The 16,201-nt window shown below is 44.7% G+C and carries 10 protein-coding genes, 11 tRNA genes and 3 rRNA genes; 23 read left to right on the top strand and 1 reads right to left on the bottom strand.

The window, feature by feature from the left end:
• Positions 1-137 precede the first annotated feature (137 nt).
• The 21 genes from UB51_RS02335 (at position 138) to UB51_RS02435 (ending at position 13,746) form a co-directional block, all read left to right on the top strand.
• The gene (locus UB51_RS02335) at positions 138-575 is read left to right on the top strand and encodes an ACT domain-containing protein (protein ID WP_044875906.1); all 438 of its coding nucleotides are present in this window, start codon (positions 138-140) and stop codon (positions 573-575) included.
• Positions 576-635: 60 nt separating this feature from the next.
• Positions 636-1,922 (top strand): homoserine dehydrogenase, encoded by a 1,287-nt coding sequence (locus tag UB51_RS02340; RefSeq protein WP_044875907.1) that lies wholly within the window; start codon positions 636-638, stop codon positions 1,920-1,922.
• Positions 1,923-1,957: 35 nt separating this feature from the next.
• Positions 1,958-2,926, top strand: coding sequence for a homoserine kinase (gene thrB, locus UB51_RS02345; RefSeq protein ID WP_044875908.1), 969 nt, complete (start codon positions 1,958-1,960; stop codon positions 2,924-2,926).
• Positions 2,923-3,792: a prephenate dehydratase gene (gene pheA / locus UB51_RS02350; protein ID WP_044875909.1), complete on the top strand. Its 870-nt coding sequence runs from the start codon at positions 2,923-2,925 to the stop codon at positions 3,790-3,792. The genes thrB and pheA overlap by 4 nt, the downstream gene beginning before the upstream one ends.
• A 21-nt stretch (positions 3,793-3,813) precedes the next feature.
• Positions 3,814-4,698 (top strand): branched-chain-amino-acid transaminase, encoded by an 885-nt coding sequence (gene ilvE / locus UB51_RS02355; protein ID WP_044875910.1) that lies wholly within the window; start codon positions 3,814-3,816, stop codon positions 4,696-4,698.
• Positions 4,699-4,868: 170 nt separating this feature from the next.
• Entirely contained in the window at positions 4,869-6,323 is a 1,455-nt protein-coding gene (locus tag UB51_RS26165) for a LysM peptidoglycan-binding domain-containing protein (protein WP_052675735.1), read from the top strand.
• Positions 6,324-6,780: 457 nt separating this feature from the next.
• Positions 6,781-8,336: ribosomal RNA gene (locus tag UB51_RS02365) — 16S ribosomal RNA — on the top strand.
• A gap of 368 nt (positions 8,337-8,704) precedes the next feature.
• Positions 8,705-11,635: ribosomal RNA gene (locus tag UB51_RS02370) — 23S ribosomal RNA — on the top strand.
• Between the two features lie 176 nt (positions 11,636-11,811).
• Positions 11,812-11,928, top strand: a 5S ribosomal RNA gene (rrf, locus tag UB51_RS02375).
• The 16S, 23S and 5S rRNA genes sit together here with 11 tRNA genes alongside, the layout of an rRNA operon.
• Positions 11,929-11,934: 6 nt before the next feature.
• Positions 11,935-12,010 (top strand) — tRNA-Asn (locus UB51_RS02380).
• A 7-nt stretch (positions 12,011-12,017) separates the two neighbouring features.
• Positions 12,018-12,089, top strand: a tRNA-Glu gene (locus UB51_RS02385).
• 7 nt (positions 12,090-12,096) lie between these two features.
• Positions 12,097-12,172: transfer RNA gene (locus tag UB51_RS02390), tRNA-Val, on the top strand.
• Positions 12,173-12,222: 50 nt separating this feature from the next.
• Positions 12,223-12,299, top strand: a tRNA-Met gene (locus tag UB51_RS02395).
• A gap of 30 nt (positions 12,300-12,329) precedes the next feature.
• A tRNA-Asp gene (locus UB51_RS02400) sits at positions 12,330-12,407 on the top strand.
• A 12-nt stretch (positions 12,408-12,419) separates the two neighbouring features.
• Positions 12,420-12,495 (top strand) — tRNA-Lys (locus UB51_RS02405).
• 16 nt (positions 12,496-12,511) lie between these two features.
• Positions 12,512-12,595, top strand: a tRNA-Leu gene (locus UB51_RS02410).
• A gap of 6 nt (positions 12,596-12,601) precedes the next feature.
• Positions 12,602-12,676, top strand: a tRNA-Gly gene (locus UB51_RS02415).
• A 12-nt stretch (positions 12,677-12,688) separates the two neighbouring features.
• A tRNA-Arg gene (locus UB51_RS02420) sits at positions 12,689-12,765 on the top strand.
• A gap of 25 nt (positions 12,766-12,790) precedes the next feature.
• Positions 12,791-12,870, top strand: a tRNA-Leu gene (locus UB51_RS02425).
• A gap of 6 nt (positions 12,871-12,876) precedes the next feature.
• Positions 12,877-12,950 (top strand) — tRNA-Pro (locus tag UB51_RS02430).
• A gap of 148 nt (positions 12,951-13,098) precedes the next feature.
• Positions 13,099-13,746: a BofC C-terminal domain-containing protein gene (locus UB51_RS02435; protein ID WP_144406937.1), complete on the top strand. Its 648-nt coding sequence runs from the start codon at positions 13,099-13,101 to the stop codon at positions 13,744-13,746.
• An 82-nt stretch (positions 13,747-13,828) separates the two neighbouring features.
• Here UB51_RS02435 and UB51_RS02440 read toward each other — a convergent pair whose 3' ends face one another.
• Positions 13,829-14,893, bottom strand: a complete 1,065-nt coding sequence (locus UB51_RS02440) for a branched-chain amino acid aminotransferase (RefSeq protein WP_044875912.1) — start codon at positions 14,891-14,893, stop codon at positions 13,829-13,831.
• 191 nt (positions 14,894-15,084) lie between these two features.
• On the opposite strand from UB51_RS02440, the gene ruvC reads away from it, so the two are divergent.
• Positions 15,085-15,588: a crossover junction endodeoxyribonuclease RuvC gene (gene ruvC / locus UB51_RS02445; RefSeq protein WP_044875913.1), complete on the top strand. Its 504-nt coding sequence runs from the start codon at positions 15,085-15,087 to the stop codon at positions 15,586-15,588.
• On the top strand, positions 15,585-16,199 hold the full coding sequence (gene ruvA, locus UB51_RS02450; RefSeq protein WP_044875914.1) for a Holliday junction branch migration protein RuvA: 615 nt from the start codon (positions 15,585-15,587) through the stop codon (positions 16,197-16,199). The genes ruvC and ruvA overlap by 4 nt, the downstream gene beginning before the upstream one ends.
• Positions 16,200-16,201: the final 2 nt, after the last annotated feature.

Consider the following 16,201-nt stretch of genomic DNA (forward strand, 5'->3'; position numbering starts at 1 on the left):
AGCCGTATGTGGTACTTTCAAAGTACTGTATGCGGCTTTTTTTTATGTAAAAAGATTGGAGTCTATTGACCTCTAAAGGTAATATCTATTATAATGTCCACAATACGCAAACAGCAGTCTTTGAGGAGAGGACGTTCGTGAAAGAACGCTATTACCTAGTTCGGGAAGATATTTTGCCGGAAGCTGTCATCAAGACGATGCAAGTGAAGCAATTGCTTGCTACCGGAGAAGTGAAGACAGTACATGAAGCCGTCGAACAAGTTGGTTTAAGTCGCAGTGCCTTTTATAAATATAAAGATGGGATTCATCTCATTCACCAATTAGAACGTGAAAGGATTGTTACCATATCGATAGATCTAGAACATCGCTCAGGAATGTTATCCAAGGTGCTGAGTCTTGTAGCTGGTTTTGGAGGTAACGTTCTAACGATGCATCAGAGCATTCCATTACAAGGTATGGCGAATGTGGTCATATCGGTGGAAATTTCACGAATGAGTGAAGAACTTGGTGATATGATTATAGGTATGAAGGCAGTCCCTGGAGTTAAACGTGTTCATATGATCGGTCAAGGTTAGAAATGTACTATTGTAGAAATATAGGCTGTTAAGGATGAGTAGCATAGGAGGGTATGTTAAATGAAACCAGTAAAAGTAGGTTTGTTAGGTTTAGGAACAGTAGGTACAGGTGTTGTTCGAATTGTAGAAGGTAACCAAGAGGATTTAAGTAGTCAAGTGGGATCACCCATCATTATTGAGAGAATAGCAGTGAGAAGTAGCGATAAAATTCGAGATATTCCGATTGATTCAAATAAACTTACTGAAGATCCATGGGATGTTATTCGTGATCCTGAGATTGATGTCATTGTAGAAGTCATGGGAGGTATTGAGCAGACTAAGGCTTATATTTTAGAAGCTCTAGAACGTGGCAAGCACATTATTACAGCTAATAAAGACCTTATGGCACTCCATGGTTCTGAAATCCTAGCCAAGGCTCAAGAGAAACAATGTGATGTATTCTATGAAGCTAGTGTTGCAGGTGGGATACCGATTATTCGTACATTAATTGAAGGATTCTCTTCAGATCGAATATTGAAAGTGATGGGCATTGTGAATGGAACAACGAATTTTATTCTGACCAAAATGAGTCAAGAAGGTGCCTCTTATGATGATGTACTACAAGAAGCTCAACAGCTTGGTTATGCCGAGTCAGACCCTACATCTGATGTTGAAGGCTTAGACGCTGCACGTAAAATGGCAATTCTAGGAACGCTTAGTTTCCGAACAAATGTCGAACTTCAGGATGTAAGTGTGCGGGGGATTTCTCAGGTTACTAAAGAGGATATTGCCTATGCTAAGCGTCTTGGTTATGAAATGAAGCTTCTGGGTATTGCAGAACGCGAAGATGAAGAGTTCAGCATTAGTGTACAACCAACGATGGTGCGCCAAAGTCATCCGATAGCTTCTGTAAATGGCGTTTTTAATGCGGTATATGTATACGGAGAAGCTGTTGGAGAAACGATGTTCTATGGGGCTGGTGCAGGCGCGATGCCTACAGCAACATCAGTAGTAGCGGATCTCGTGTCCGTGATTAAGAATTTGAAGCTTGGTGTGAACGGTCTCAAGGCAATCGTCCCTTATAAACAGAAAAAGCTGAAGAGTGATGAACAAATTAAATGCAAGAATTTCATTCTGTTACATGTAGATGATAAAGCAGGTGTACTTGCACAAATTACACAGGTATTTGCTGACTTTGATGTTAGTCTTGAATCCGTAGTACAGCAGCCTAATGCACATAATCCTGAAGCCGAGATTATTATTGTCACACATGATGCGAGTAAGGCGAGTATGAACAAAGTGTTACATCATTTTGAAGGACTTGAAGTTATTCGAAGAATCAAAAGTGTGTATCGTGTTGAAGGCTAACCGTATATTCTAAATTTCCAGAAAGAGGTACGAGTATGATTAGGTCGGAAGGTGTTCGGATCAGGCTTCCAGCGAGTACAGCCAATTTGGGGCCAGGGTTTGATACGTTAGGCATGGCATTATCGCTGTATGCATGGATCGAAATGAAAGTCTCTGAACAGACGAAATTCCATTTCTATGGAGATGAAATGAAGGATATCCCTGAGGATAAAAGTAATCTCGTATATCAAGTAGCTCAAATGGTGTTTGATGAAGCGGGTGTGCAGATACCGGAGATTGAAATTTCTATGTATTCTGAAATACCGCTAACCAGAGGACTAGGAAGCAGTGCATCGGCAATTGTAGGTGGGATGGCAGCTGCTAATGCTCTCATTGGATCCCCTTTAAGTAATGATAAACTCTTTGATATGGCGGCAGGTCTTGAGAAGCACCCTGATAATGTAGGGGCGTCATTGTTCGGCGGTATTATTACAGCTATTTGGGACGGTACACATGCAGATTATATAAGAATAGAACCACATGAGGAATTAGAAGTACTTGTTGTTATTCCCGAATTCCAGCTGTCTACATCTGCAGCTCGGGAGGTGCTTCCTGAACAGATAAGCAGGGAGGATGCCGTATATAATATTAGTCGATCATCCTTACTAGTAGCGGCGCTCTCGAACGGTAGGTTTGATCTTCTAGGACCCTCTATGAGTGATCGGTTGCATCAACCTTATCGAGCTAGTCTAGTCCCAGGAATGTCAATGATTTTAAGGGACGCATACAATTATGGGGCATTGGGTATTGCACTGAGTGGTGCAGGACCAACTTTGCTCGCTTTAGTGGATCGAAGAAGTCAGCAGAAGCAAGAGCTAGAAACCTATTTGCTTCATACGATGAATGAACATGGTATTCAAGCAACTGTAAGATGGCTTGAGCCATCCAAAGACGGAGTCGTTATCTATTCAGATGTTCAGTCAGAACCGTTCATAGATATGATAAAAGGGGAAATTAAGGCGTGAAACGAATAGCGTTACTGCCAGAAGGCTCGGTCTCTCATGAGGCTGTGGTTCACTTATTTGGAAATGAACCCGTGGAATTTGTTCACTATAAGCTAATTTCAGATGTGTTCCTTTCAACAGTTCAAGGAAAGAGTGATTATAGTGTAATTCCGATTGAGAACACCATTGAAGGATCGGTAAGTTTGCATATGGATTGGCTCGTGAACGAGGTAGATATCCCTATGCAACTAGAGTGGGTATATCCTTCAATACAGAATTTAATTGGTAATCAGAAAGAATTTCTGTCCGATAAGGATGAGGTAGATCTAGGAAAGATTACTAAAATTCTATCTCACCCGGTAGCGACTTCACAATGTCAGCAGTTTATACGTAAGTATGCTCCACAAGCTATATTGGAGAACGTTGGGAGTACTTCAGAGGCAGTGGAGATCGTCAAGTCTCATTCAGGACAAGGGTGGGCTGCTATCGGAACGTTACTTGGCGCGACAACTCATGGTTTGGATGTCATAGCACCACGTGTAACAGATCATGATAACAACTTCACGAGATTTGTACTTATTGGAGCGGATTCTGTTGAGCTTCAGCGTCCAAGCAGCCAAATGAAGACAAGTATTACGGTAACACTTCCAGAAGATTATCCAGGAGCGCTTCATCAGGTATTGTCAGCCTTTTCATGGAGGAGATTGAATTTATCGCGTATTGAATCGCGTCCTACGAAGAAGAGGCTTGGAAGTTATTATTTTTATATTGATATACTCGAAGATATGAATGCGGTATTGCTACAGGCTTCTATCGCAGAGATTGAAGCGTTGGGATGTCAGGTACGTATTTTAGGTGTTTACCCTATTTATACTTATGATAAATAAAAATTGGAGGTACTATAATTCATGTCAGAACAATGGATTTATTTAGATGGTCAATATGTAACGAAGGAAAATGCAAAGGTGTCTGTGTTTGATCATGGTTTTTTGTATGGGGACGGTATTTTTGAAGGGATTCGAATTTACGACGGTAACATATTTAAATGTGCAGAGCATTTGAGTCGACTTTATGATTCAGCCAAATCCATTGGACTTGTTATTCCTCTCTCCCAAGACGAAATACGTGAAGCTATGGCTGAAACGATTCGCCGTAATGATATGCGTAATGGTTATATTCGTTTGGTCGTATCTCGTGGTGTTGGTAATCTAGGTCTAGATCCACGTCGTTGTGCGAACCCAACGGTACTTATTATCGTAGAGCAACTTGCCATTTATTCTGAGGAAGCTTATATTAACGGGCTTAGAGCTGTATCCGTATCACAACGTCGAAATATTCCGGACGCGCTTAATCCTAAGATTAAGTCGTTGAACTATTTGAATAATATTTTAGTGAAAATGCAATCTAACTTTGCAGATGCTGACGAGGCAATCATGATGAATGCTCAAGGCTATGTGACAGAAGGATCGGGCGATAATATTTTTATAGTGAAGAACAATGTCATCTTTACCCCTCCTTGTTATCTAGGAGCGCTTGAAGGTATTACCAGATTGGCGATTATCGAATTGTGTGAACAATTAGGCTATAAGCTTAAAGAGGAACCTTTTACAATGCATGATGTGTATATTGCTGATGAAGTCTTTTTCACAGGAACAGCTGCTGAAGTTATTGCGGCTAGAGAAATTGATGGAAGAGTAATTGGATCGGGTCAAGCTGGACCTATTACCTTGAAGCTACTCGAAGAGTTCCGTAACATAGTCAGTTTAGATGGATATAAGGTGTGGGAAGCGTAGATAAAGTAGGTAAGCTATTTAAAAATCCAAGGGAAATCTTTTCGTGCTTAAGCGCGGAAGGATTTTTTTTTTTGTGATCAATGATGTCATCCGCCCAATACCTGCATAAGATGAAAGTAACGAAGGCGGGCTATATTCTGCCTATAAGAAGTTTAGGAGGTTTTTGTCGCGTGAAAATACACATGGTAAAGAAAGGTGAAACCTTATACGAATTATCTAAGAAGTATGGGGTTTCTTTGGAAGAGTTAATCGAGGCCAACCCTCAACTTTCTAATCCAAATGAACTGAGCGTGGGGGATAAGGTTAAAATCCCATCGCAAGCTACTCCAGTTCCAGCACCTGAACAGATTATCCATAAACATGCTGTGAAGCAGGGGGATAGTCTGTGGAAGCTATCGAAGGCTTGGGGCATTTCTCTAAAAGAAATGATTGATGCTAATCCGCAACTGAAAAACCCTAATGCTCTTCTCTTGGGCGAAATTGTGAATATCCCCAAATCAGGAATGACAGAACAGCCTCAGAATAATAATCAGATGCCGGATAAGACAATCCCAGGTAGTAAAACTCACACAGGACCTAAGGAGAATATGACTGCGCCTATGGAGAATGTGACTGCTCCTAAGGAGAATGTGATTGCTCCTAAACCTACTCAACCCGTTATACCTCAATTGCCCCAACTCCCAGAAATGCCACTACCTCAACCTGAGAAAGTATCTACTCAACCTTTACCTAATCCTAATCCGCCCATACCAGTTCCATTGCCAGTAGTACCAGTACCAGTCTATGAGAAGCCGGTAGAGCCAGTCCAACCTATGCCTATTCCAGAGGTTGAGCATATAGAGCTCGAACAGCACTTATACATTCAATTTCCGGTTCCAACTGAAGAAGTTGTATATAAGAAGCCGGTAGAAGCGAATCCTATGCCTTATGGAGAAATGAACTCTCCAGGTTTTGAGAATACTTCATATTATCCAGGTTTAGCAGACAATAGCTCATTTACTCAACCTACACAGTACAACTGTCCGCCGTATTACGAACAACCGAACATTTGGGCTCATGCTCAGGTTGAACAGCTTTGTTGCCCTGAAGTATACCCAATGAGCTATGCAATACCAGATTGCTACACACCATATAACATGCCGACATATATACCCCAATCAGTAGGAGGAGAGAATTCTCAATATCTGAACTGTGCTCCTACCCCTATGCCCGTGGCACCGGTAGCCGTAAATTTTGCCCCTTATTATTCATGCACATCGCCTTATGAATGGACTTTCCCACAGACCGAGGTACAAGGGGCATATCAAACACTTCCTAATGCCCCATTTGGAGGTTATGAATCAGGTCATTTAATGTCAGAGAATAATGCTCCTAAAGACTGTGGTTGCCGACAACCTGACGAGTTACTGCAAGGTGGAGCATCTGAGTCTGATATAGCAGAGGAAGTTATTGCGAAATCTGATGAGTTGCTGGTTTCAAGAGAAGAAGTGAAAAGTAAAGAAACAGTTGATGACAACAAAGCGACAATTAAATCTGTCAAAAAAAATAATGCAGCACCGCGTAAAAAACAAGTCAAGTCTAAAAGTTCCAGACATAGACGTTATAATCCTTGGATTAATGGATAAGTGAAGGATAGGTAACGATAAAGGCGAATTCTAAGGCTTCAATTTTAGAGAAACCTCCAGATTCACTAGTATAGTGTTTTTGGAGGTTTTTTTGTTCTTTTGAGGTCAAACATGGATGTAAAATTAATAGTTGCAATGTCAGTTCATTCTGTGTTATATTATTTATCCAGTCGTTATTCAGAGTAATGACTGAGCAGATTGTTTTAATAGAATAATATAATTTCTTTTAAAACTTCAGAAAAAAAGTTCTTGCATTAAACAATATAACATGATATGATATAAAAGTTGTCAGAGAGAAACACTGAAGACAACGAAAGAGAAATTGATCTTTGAAAACTGAACAACGAGTGAGTAAAGATTTCACGAAAGTGAAGTCAAAACAAATGAGAAATCATTTGGTAGAGAATGCAAATTCTCGCCAGTTTGTTTCAAAATGAGCATATCGCTCTTTTCAATTCTATTGGAGAGTTTGATCCTGGCTCAGGACGAACGCTGGCGGCGTGCCTAATACATGCAAGTCGAGCGGAGTTGATGGAGTGCTTGCACTCCTAATACTCAGCGGCGGACGGGTGAGTAACACGTAGGTAACCTGCCTGTGAGACTGGGATAACTACCGGAAACGGTAGCTAATACCGGATAATACATTTTCTCTCCTGAGGAGATGTTGAAAGGCGGAGCAATCTGTCACTTACAGATGGACCTGCGGCGCATTAGCTTGTTGGTGAGGTAACGGCTCACCAAGGCGACGATGCGTAGCCGACCTGAGAGGGTGAACGGCCACACTGGGACTGAGACACGGCCCAGACTCCTACGGGAGGCAGCAGTAGGGAATCTTCCGCAATGGACGAAAGTCTGACGGAGCAACGCCGCGTGAGTGATGAAGGTTTTCGGATCGTAAAGCTCTGTTGCCAGGGAAGAAGATTCAGGAGAGTAACTGCTCCTGGAGTGACGGTACCTGAGAAGAAAGCCCCGGCTAACTACGTGCCAGCAGCCGCGGTAATACGTAGGGGGCAAGCGTTGTCCGGAATTATTGGGCGTAAAGCGCGCGCAGGCGGTCATTTAAGTCTGGTGTTTAATCCCGGGGCTCAACCCCGGGTCGCACTGGAAACTGGGTGACTTGAGTACAGAAGAGGAGAGTGGAATTCCACGTGTAGCGGTGAAATGCGTAGATATGTGGAGGAACACCAGTGGCGAAGGCGACTCTCTGGGCTGTAACTGACGCTGAGGCGCGAAAGCGTGGGGAGCAAACAGGATTAGATACCCTGGTAGTCCACGCCGTAAACGATGAGTGCTAGGTGTTAGGGGTTTCGATACCCTTGGTGCCGAAGTTAACACATTAAGCACTCCGCCTGGGGAGTACGGTCGCAAGACTGAAACTCAAAGGAATTGACGGGGACCCGCACAAGCAGTGGAGTATGTGGTTTAATTCGAAGCAACGCGAAGAACCTTACCAGGTCTTGACATCCCTCTGAATCCATTAGAGATAGTGGCGGCCTTCGGGACAGAGGAGACAGGTGGTGCATGGTTGTCGTCAGCTCGTGTCGTGAGATGTTGGGTTAAGTCCCGCAACGAGCGCAACCCTTATGCTTAGTTGCCAGCACATTATGGTGGGCACTCTAAACAGACTGCCGGTGACAAACCGGAGGAAGGTGGGGATGACGTCAAATCATCATGCCCCTTATGACCTGGGCTACACACGTACTACAATGGCCGGTACAACGGGCTGCGAAATCGCGAGATGGAGCCAATCCCACCAAAGCCGGTCTCAGTTCGGATTGCAGGCTGCAACCCGCCTGCATGAAGTCGGAATTGCTAGTAATCGCGGATCAGCATGCCGCGGTGAATACGTTCCCGGGTCTTGTACACACCGCCCGTCACACCACGAGAGTTTACAACACCCGAAGTCGGTGGGGTAACCCGCAAGGGAGCCAGCCGCCGAAGGTGGGGTAGATGATTGGGGTGAAGTCGTAACAAGGTAGCCGTATCGGAAGGTGCGGCTGGATCACCTCCTTTCTATGGAGAATCGTTTCCTGCAACGGAAACATTCATATAAGAGTCAAGATAAGACTTATGGAACAATAGATTCCATGAATATTTCCTCACTCGTTGTCAGTTTTGAAAGAGCAATCTTTCAAACATGTTATTTCTCTTGTAGAAATGACTTTGATCCTTGAAAACTAGATAACGAAACGAATTTGCGATTTAGAACATTCTTTTATATTTAACATTCAACTCATTATGAATTGAATGTAGTGTAAAGGTAGCTAGCGAATTTGATGTGATGATCGATCCTTTGGGAGTTCATTTCAACCTCTAATGGGTTCACTCAATAGATGAAATGAACGGACAAGAGAGCGGACAGCGCAACAAATGAGCGAAATGGTTAAGCTACTAAGAGCACACGGAGGATGCCTAGGCGCTAGGAGCCGATGAAGGACGTGGCGAACAACGAAACTGCCTCGGGGAGCTGTAAGCAAGCTTTGATCCGGGGGTGTCCGAATGGGGAAACCCAGCTGTGGTAATTCGCAGTTACTCATTCCTGAATACATAGGGAATGTAGAGGCAGACCAGGGGAACTGAAACATCTAAGTACCCTGAGGAAGAGAAAACAATAGTGATTCCGTCAGTAGCGGCGAGCGAACGCGGAACAGCCCAAACCAAGGAGCTTGCTCTTTGGGGTTGTGGGACGTCTCACATGGAGTTACAAAGGATTAGGTTAGGTGAAGAGGTCTGGAAAGGCCCGGCATAGAAGGTAAAAGCCCTGTAACCAAAAGTCTAATCCCTCCGAGACGGATCCCGAGTAGTGCGGGGCACGTGAAACCCCGTATGAATCTAGCAGGACCATCTGCTAAGGCTAAATACTACCTAGCGACCGATAGTGAAACAGTACCGTGAGGGAAAGGTGAAAAGCACCCCGGAAGGGGAGTGAAATAGAACCTGAAACCGTGTGCTTACAAAAAGTCAGAGCCCTATTAATGGGTGATGGCGTGCCTTTTGTAGAATGAACCGGCGAGTTACGTTCCCGTGCAAGGTTAAGGTGAGAAGCCGGAGCCGCAGCGAAAGCGAGTCTGAATAGGGCGAATTTTAGTACGTGGACGTAGACCCGAAACCGAGTGATCTACCCCTGTCCAGGGTGAAGGTGCGGTAACACGCACTGGAGGCCCGAACCCACGCATGTTGAAAAATGCGGGGATGAGGTGGGGGTAGCGGAGAAATTCCAATCGAACTCGGAGATAGCTGGTTCTCCCCGAAATAGCTTTAGGGCTAGCCTCGGAAATAAGTCGTGGAGGTAGAGCACTGATTGGGTGCGGGGCCCGCAAGGGTTACCAAACTCAGTCAAACTCCGAATGCCATAGACTCGAATTCCGGGAGTCAGACAGTGAGTGCTAAGATCCATTGTCGAAAGGGAAACAGCCCAGACCATCAGCTAAGGTCCCCAAGTGTGTGTTAAGTGGGAAAGGATGTGGAGTTGCACAGACAACCAGGATGTTGGCTTAGAAGCAGCCACCATTGAAAGAGTGCGTAATAGCTCACTGGTCGAGTGACTCTGCGCCGAAAATGTAACGGGGCTAAACACGCCACCGAAGCTATGGCTTGATACATTAGTATCAGGGGTAGGGGAGCGTTGTATGCAGGTTGAAGGTGTACCGTAAGGAGCGCTGGACAGCATACAAGTGAGAATGCCGGTATAAGTAACGAAAAGATCAGTGAGAATCTGATCCGCCGAAAGCCCAAGGTTTCCTGAGGAAGGCTCGTCCTCTCAGGGTAAGTCGGGACCTAACGCGAGGCCGAAAGGCGTAGTGGATGGACAACAGGTTGAAATTCCTGTACCACCGTAATCCGTTATGAGTAATGGGGTGACGCAGCAGGGTAGTGACGCGGACTGATGGAAGTGTCCGTCTAAGCAGTGAGGCTGATGTGTAGGCAAATCCGCACATCATGAAGGCTAGGCTGTGATGGGGAGCGAAAATTATAGTAGCGAAGGTCATGATCTCACACTGCCAAGAAAAGCCTCTAACCAGGAGAAGGTGCCCGTACCGCAAACCGACACAGGTAGGCGAGAAGAGTATTCTAAGGCGCGCGGAAGAACTCTCGTTAAGGAACTCGGCAAAATGACCCCGTAACTTCGGGAGAAGGGGTGCCCCGGTAGTGTGAATAGCACGAGGGGGCCGCAGTGAAAAGGCCCAAGCGACTGTTTAGCAAAAACACAGGTCTGTGCGAAGCCGCAAGGCGAAGTATACGGGCTGACGCCTGCCCGGTGCTGGAAGGTTAAGGGGAGTGGTTAGGGGTAACCCGAAGCTATGAACCGAAGCCCCAGTAAACGGCGGCCGTAACTATAACGGTCCTAAGGTAGCGAAATTCCTTGTCAGGTAAATTCTGACCCGCACGAATGGCGTAACGACTTGGGCGCTGTCTCAACGAGAGATCCGGTGAAATTTTAATACCTGTGAAGATGCAGGTTACCCGCGACAAGACGGAAAGACCCCATGGAGCTTTACTGCAGCTTGATATTGGATTTGGGTACGATCTGTACAGGATAGGTGGGAGCCTGAGAAGTAGGAGCGCAAGCTTCTACGGAGGCGCCGTTGGGATACCACCCTGATCGTATCTAGGTTCTAACCTAGGACCGTAAACCGGTTCGGGGACAGTGTCAGGTGGGCAGTTTGACTGGGGCGGTCGCCTCCTAAAGAGTAACGGAGGCGCCCCAAGGTTCCCTCAGAATGGTTGGAAATCATTCGAAGAGTGCAAAGGCAGAAGGGAGCTTGACTGCGAGACCTACAAGTCGAGCAGGGACGAAAGTCGGGCTTAGTGATCCGGTGGTACCGCATGGAAGGGCCATCGCTCAACGGATAAAAGCTACCCTGGGGATAACAGGCTTATCTCCCCCAAGAGTCCACATCGACGGGGAGGTTTGGCACCTCGATGTCGGCTCATCGCATCCTGGGGCTGAAGTAGGTCCCAAGGGTTGGGCTGTTCGCCCATTAAAGCGGTACGCGAGCTGGGTTCAGAACGTCGTGAGACAGTTCGGTCCCTATCTGTCGTGGGCGCAGGAAATTTGAGAGGAGCTGTCCTTAGTACGAGAGGACCGGGATGGACGCACCTCTGGTGTACCAGTTGTTCCGCCAGGAGCATAGCTGGGTAGCTACGTGCGGACGGGATAAACGCTGAAAGCATCTAAGCGTGAAGCCCCCCTCAAGATGAGATTTCCCAATTAGTAAGACCCCTTGAAGACGACGAGGTAGATAGGTTGGAGGTGGAAGTGCAGTAATGCATGGAGCTGACCAATACTAATCGGTCGAGGGCTTATCCTAAAAGTTTCATGAAGTGAAACTACTTCGGAAGCATATGCTGTTTTAACATTGCAAATTCGTTTCGTATCTAGTTTTCAAGGATTAAACCTTGTACTGATTTTATGTTGCATGCCCTTTATAGGGTTGGATATTTTGTTGAAGTATTAACAAAGTAGATAAGCAGCACAAAAATCCTGTTTGGTGGCGATAGCGGAGGGGTTCCACACGTACCCATCCCGAACACGACCGTTAAGCCCTCCAGCGCCGATGGTACTTGGACCGCAGGGTCCTGGGAGAGTAGGACGTCGCCAAGCGGATTTTCCCTGATAGCTCAGTTGGTAGAGCACTCGACTGTTAATCGAGTTGTCACAGGTTCGAGCCCTGTTCGGGGAGCCATTTTTAAGGCCCGTTGGTCAAGGGGTTAAGACACCTCCCTTTCACGGAGGTAACATGGGTTCGAATCCCATACGGGTCATACATATGGAGGCTTAGCTCAGCTGGGAGAGCATCTGCCTTACAAGCAGAGGGTCGGGGGTTCGATCCCCTCAGCCTCCACCATAAGATCCTTTGCTGGATATATGGATGTAACATAAATATTTTGTTGATGACGCGGGGTGGAGCAGCCCGGTAGCTCGTCGGGCTCATAACCCGAAGGTCGCAGGTTCAAATCCTGCCCCCGCAACCAATTATTCCTTTGCTAAGGAATAGAATATGTGGAACCGTGGTGTAGTCGGTCTAACATGCCTGCCTGTCACGCAGGAGATCGCGGGTTCGAATCCCGTCGGTTCCGCCATTTTTATAGTAAGAGCCATTAGCTCAGTTGGTAGAGCACCTGACTTTTAATCAGGGTGTCGAAGGTTCGAATCCTTCATGGCTCACCATTTTTTTTGTCAGTGTGCGCGTGTGGCGGAATTGGCAGACGCACTAGACTTAGGATCTAGCGTCTATGACGTGGGGGTTCAAGTCCCTCCACGCGCACCATTTTATGCGGACGTGGCTCAGCGGTAGAGCATCGCCTTGCCAAGGCGAGGGTCGCGGGTTCGATTCCCGTCGTCCGCTCCATTTTTAATATTTGCGCCCTTAGCTCAGCTGGATAGAGCGTTTGACTACGAATCAAAAGGCCAGGAGTTCGAATCTCTTAGGGCGCACCATTTTTGCAATTATATATAACTATGCGCCGGTGTGGCGGAACTGGCAGACGCGCGCGACTCAAAATCGCGAGGGAAACCGTGGGGGTTCGAGTCCCTCCACCGGCATAGTATCGGGACGTAGCTCAGCTTGGTAGAGCACCTGGTTTGGGTCCAGGGGGTCGCATGTTCAAATCGTGTCGTCCCGATTAAAAAAACCATCGAATATTATTCGATGGTTTTTTGTTGTATATTCCTTCAACTCTTCGGTCACAATAAAGAAAAGACAGTAGATAGAAGGGGATTAAAGTGAATTCTTCTCGTCTCAAAAAACATATAAAGAGGCATTGGAAACAATTGAAGCGAAAAATTGGAGCAGTAGCGACCTGTGCTGTAGTCATTGGGCTCGTATGGTGGGGTACTCACTTACCTAATAAAGTAGAGTCTTTACTAAGCTTAAAGCCTCAGCTAGCTGTTGAAACGTTACGTTATCTTCAGAGTACTTCCTCAGAGGAAGAATATTTAGAAGATATAGATTTTTTGAAGAAACTTAGAAGTAGTAATGACATTCATCAAGTCACATTGCTTAAAAAATATATTTGTGGTCAAGAAAAACAGAATCTTGGAAATTTGAACTCAAATCAAATAGGTGCATTACTCGAAAATCACCCTACATGGAAAGCTGATGTTGATGATCATGGAGAAGTTGTATTTATAGAATCTATATCTGATCTGTCTCCTATGTGTAAGCAGAAAGCTTATATCAGCATGGATATAGAGGGGAATTTAACGATGTATGAGGATTCTCCTAAAAAAGAAAAGGTTCTGAAGACGTTTTTTCAATTGGACATTAACTCAATGGAATCTTCACTCCCCGAAGGTGTACTTGAACAACTACAAAGTGGTATTCGAATTAAGGATATAGACGAGTATAATAGTGTGATCTCAACATTCAGTGATTATGCCCGCGAGCATTCAGAGAATGTGATGAAACGAACGAAATAATATCGAGTTAAAAAACCTCTAAGCCCACCGTTATAGTGGATTTAGAGGTTTTTTGTACATATTTTGGGTAAGCCCTACAAGCTTATACTTCTAAAGTCCAATCAAAAGTGTCGGGTAATACTCCGGTTTGAATACCAGTGATCGTATCATATAGCTTTTGCGATAGAACACCGATCTGTCCATCATTGATGGTCATCTTCGTCTTCATCCAGAATAATTCACCTACAGGAGAAATAACAGCGGCTGTTCCTGTTCCAAAAGCTTCTTCTAGGGTATTATCGCATGAAGCTTGATATACTTCTTCCATTGAAATCTGTCTTTCCTCTACCAGTACATTCCAACTCTTCAATAAGTTTATAATGGAATCTCGAGTGACCCCAGAAAGGATACTACCATTTAGCTTAGGCGTAATCACTTTACCGTCTATTTTGAAAAATATATTCATGCTTCCGACTTCTTCAATATATTTTTTCTCAATAGCATCAAGCCATAACACCTGAGAGTATCCTTCCTCTTGGGCTTCAATCTGTGCTTTGAGACTAGCCGCATAATTAGCTGCAGCTTTGGCTGTCCCGAGTCCACCGCGCACAGCGCGTGTGTAGGAGCTCTCAACATTGATTTTGATAGGCTGAAGGCCTTCTGAGTAATAAGCACCAACAGGAGAGAGAATTACGATTAATTTATAGGTGCGAGAAATTTTGACACCTAGACATGCTTCAGTAGCTATAATAAACGGTCTAATATAAAGAGATGTTCCTTCACCTGTAGGAATCCATTCTTGGTCTATTCCAATTAAGGTTTGAATGGCATGAATAATAAAATTCCCATCGATATTAGGGATACCTAGTCGTTCATTGGAATGATTGAGACGCTCCATATTTTTTTCAGGACGAAATAAAAGAATTTTATCGCTCTCAGTACGATATGCCTTTAAACCTTCGAAGACAGCTTGTCCATAGTGAAAGACGAGAGCCGCTGGATCGAGCACTAAAGGGGCATACGGTACAATGCGAGGATCATGCCAACCTTGACCAGAAGTGTAATCAAGGAGGAACATATGATCTGTGAAGTGCTGACCGAACCCTAAATGTTGTTCATCTGGTTTATCTTTGAGTGCTTCGCTAAAGTGGATCTGTATTTCTTCCATGACTCTGTCTCCCCCTGGTTTTCAATCAGATATAATGTAGTCCCATTATAAGAAAGAAGAAAAGCATTGGTCAAATCAAATATTGCCAATAGAAAGCACGTTTTTTCGGAATGATAGACTTAGTAGATCATTTTTCATATAATAAGAGAACGAATACATATGTTCGCTTTATGATAAGGGAGAGATTTAAGTTGCGGATTTTAGGGATTGACCCGGGTATCGCTATAGTAGGCTTTGGTTTTGTAGACAAGGTCGGAAGCAAAGTTACTCCGGTTCAGTACGGGTGTATTCAGACAGAAGCTCATACACCAGAAGAAGACCGATTATTGCATGTGTATGAAGGCATTGTGCAATTAATAGATAAATATCAACCGGAAGCGGTTGCGTTTGAGAAGCTGTTCTTCAACAGGAATGTCACGACTGCGATGATTGTAAGTCAAGCACGAGGTGTGATGATATTAGCAGCGAAACAGAAAGGGCTTCCCGTATCAGAGTATACACCTATGCAGGTTAAACAAGCGATTGTTGGTTATGGAAAAGCAGAGAAGAAACAGGTCCAGGAAATGGTGAGAATGTACCTTCGCTTACAAGAGGTTCCTAAGCCAGATGATGTTGCCGATGCCTTAGCCGTTGCGATCTGTCATGCACATTCATATACTTTAAATTCGAAATTAAATGAGGTATTGCGGAAATGATTGATTTCTTAAGAGGACCTGTAGCCCATTTAGAGAATGAATATGTCGTTCTCGATGTAAATGGAGTAGGATATCGTGTGTTCTGTCCTAATCCTTATGCTTTTGCGAAAGCTGAAGGGGATGTTATAGCTTATATTCACCATAGTGTACGTGAAGATGCGATTCTATTATTCGGATTTCCTACACGAGCAGAACAGAAATTGTTCCGTAAATTGATAGAAGTATCGGGAATAGGGCCTAAAGTTGCTCTTGGTATTCTTAGTGGTGGTGATCCTGATCTTGTGGTAACAGCTATATATCAAGAGAATATAACGTATTTGACGAAGATGCCGGGTATTGGTAAGAAGACGGCACAACGCATGATTCTTGATTTGAAGGACAAGCTGGATGATTTCAGTGCAGCAGTATATTCAGAAGGGCTATTCGCTGTTCAGGTACCGCAAGAAGGAGATCACTCTTCTTGGTCAGAGGCTAGGGAAGCTTTGAAGACTCTTGGTTATACAGATGCAGAGCTCGATGGTGTGTGGCTCAAAATTAAGGATGATGTCAGCTATGAAGATACGGTTGATGTTATGATGAAGAAGTCGCTCAAACTGCTCTATGCGGGCTGAGA

This window comes from Paenibacillus sp. IHBB 10380 (genome assembly GCF_000949425.1).
Lineage (GTDB): Bacteria > Bacillota > Bacilli > Paenibacillales > Paenibacillaceae > Paenibacillus_AQ.

Coding starts and splice junctions, on each gene's coding strand:
- UB51_RS02340 (WP_044875907.1), top strand. CDS start 636: ATGAAACCAGTAAAAGTAGGTTTGTTAGGTTTAGGAACAGTAGGTACA.
- thrB (WP_044875908.1), top strand. CDS start 1,958: ATGATTAGGTCGGAAGGTGTTCGGATCAGGCTTCCAGCGAGTACAGCC.
- ilvE (WP_044875910.1), top strand. CDS start 3,814: ATGTCAGAACAATGGATTTATTTAGATGGTCAATATGTAACGAAGGAA.
- UB51_RS02440 (WP_044875912.1), bottom strand. CDS start 14,893: ATGGAAGAAATACAGATCCACTTTAGCGAAGCACTCAAAGATAAACCA.
- ruvA (WP_044875914.1), top strand. CDS start 15,585: ATGATTGATTTCTTAAGAGGACCTGTAGCCCATTTAGAGAATGAATAT.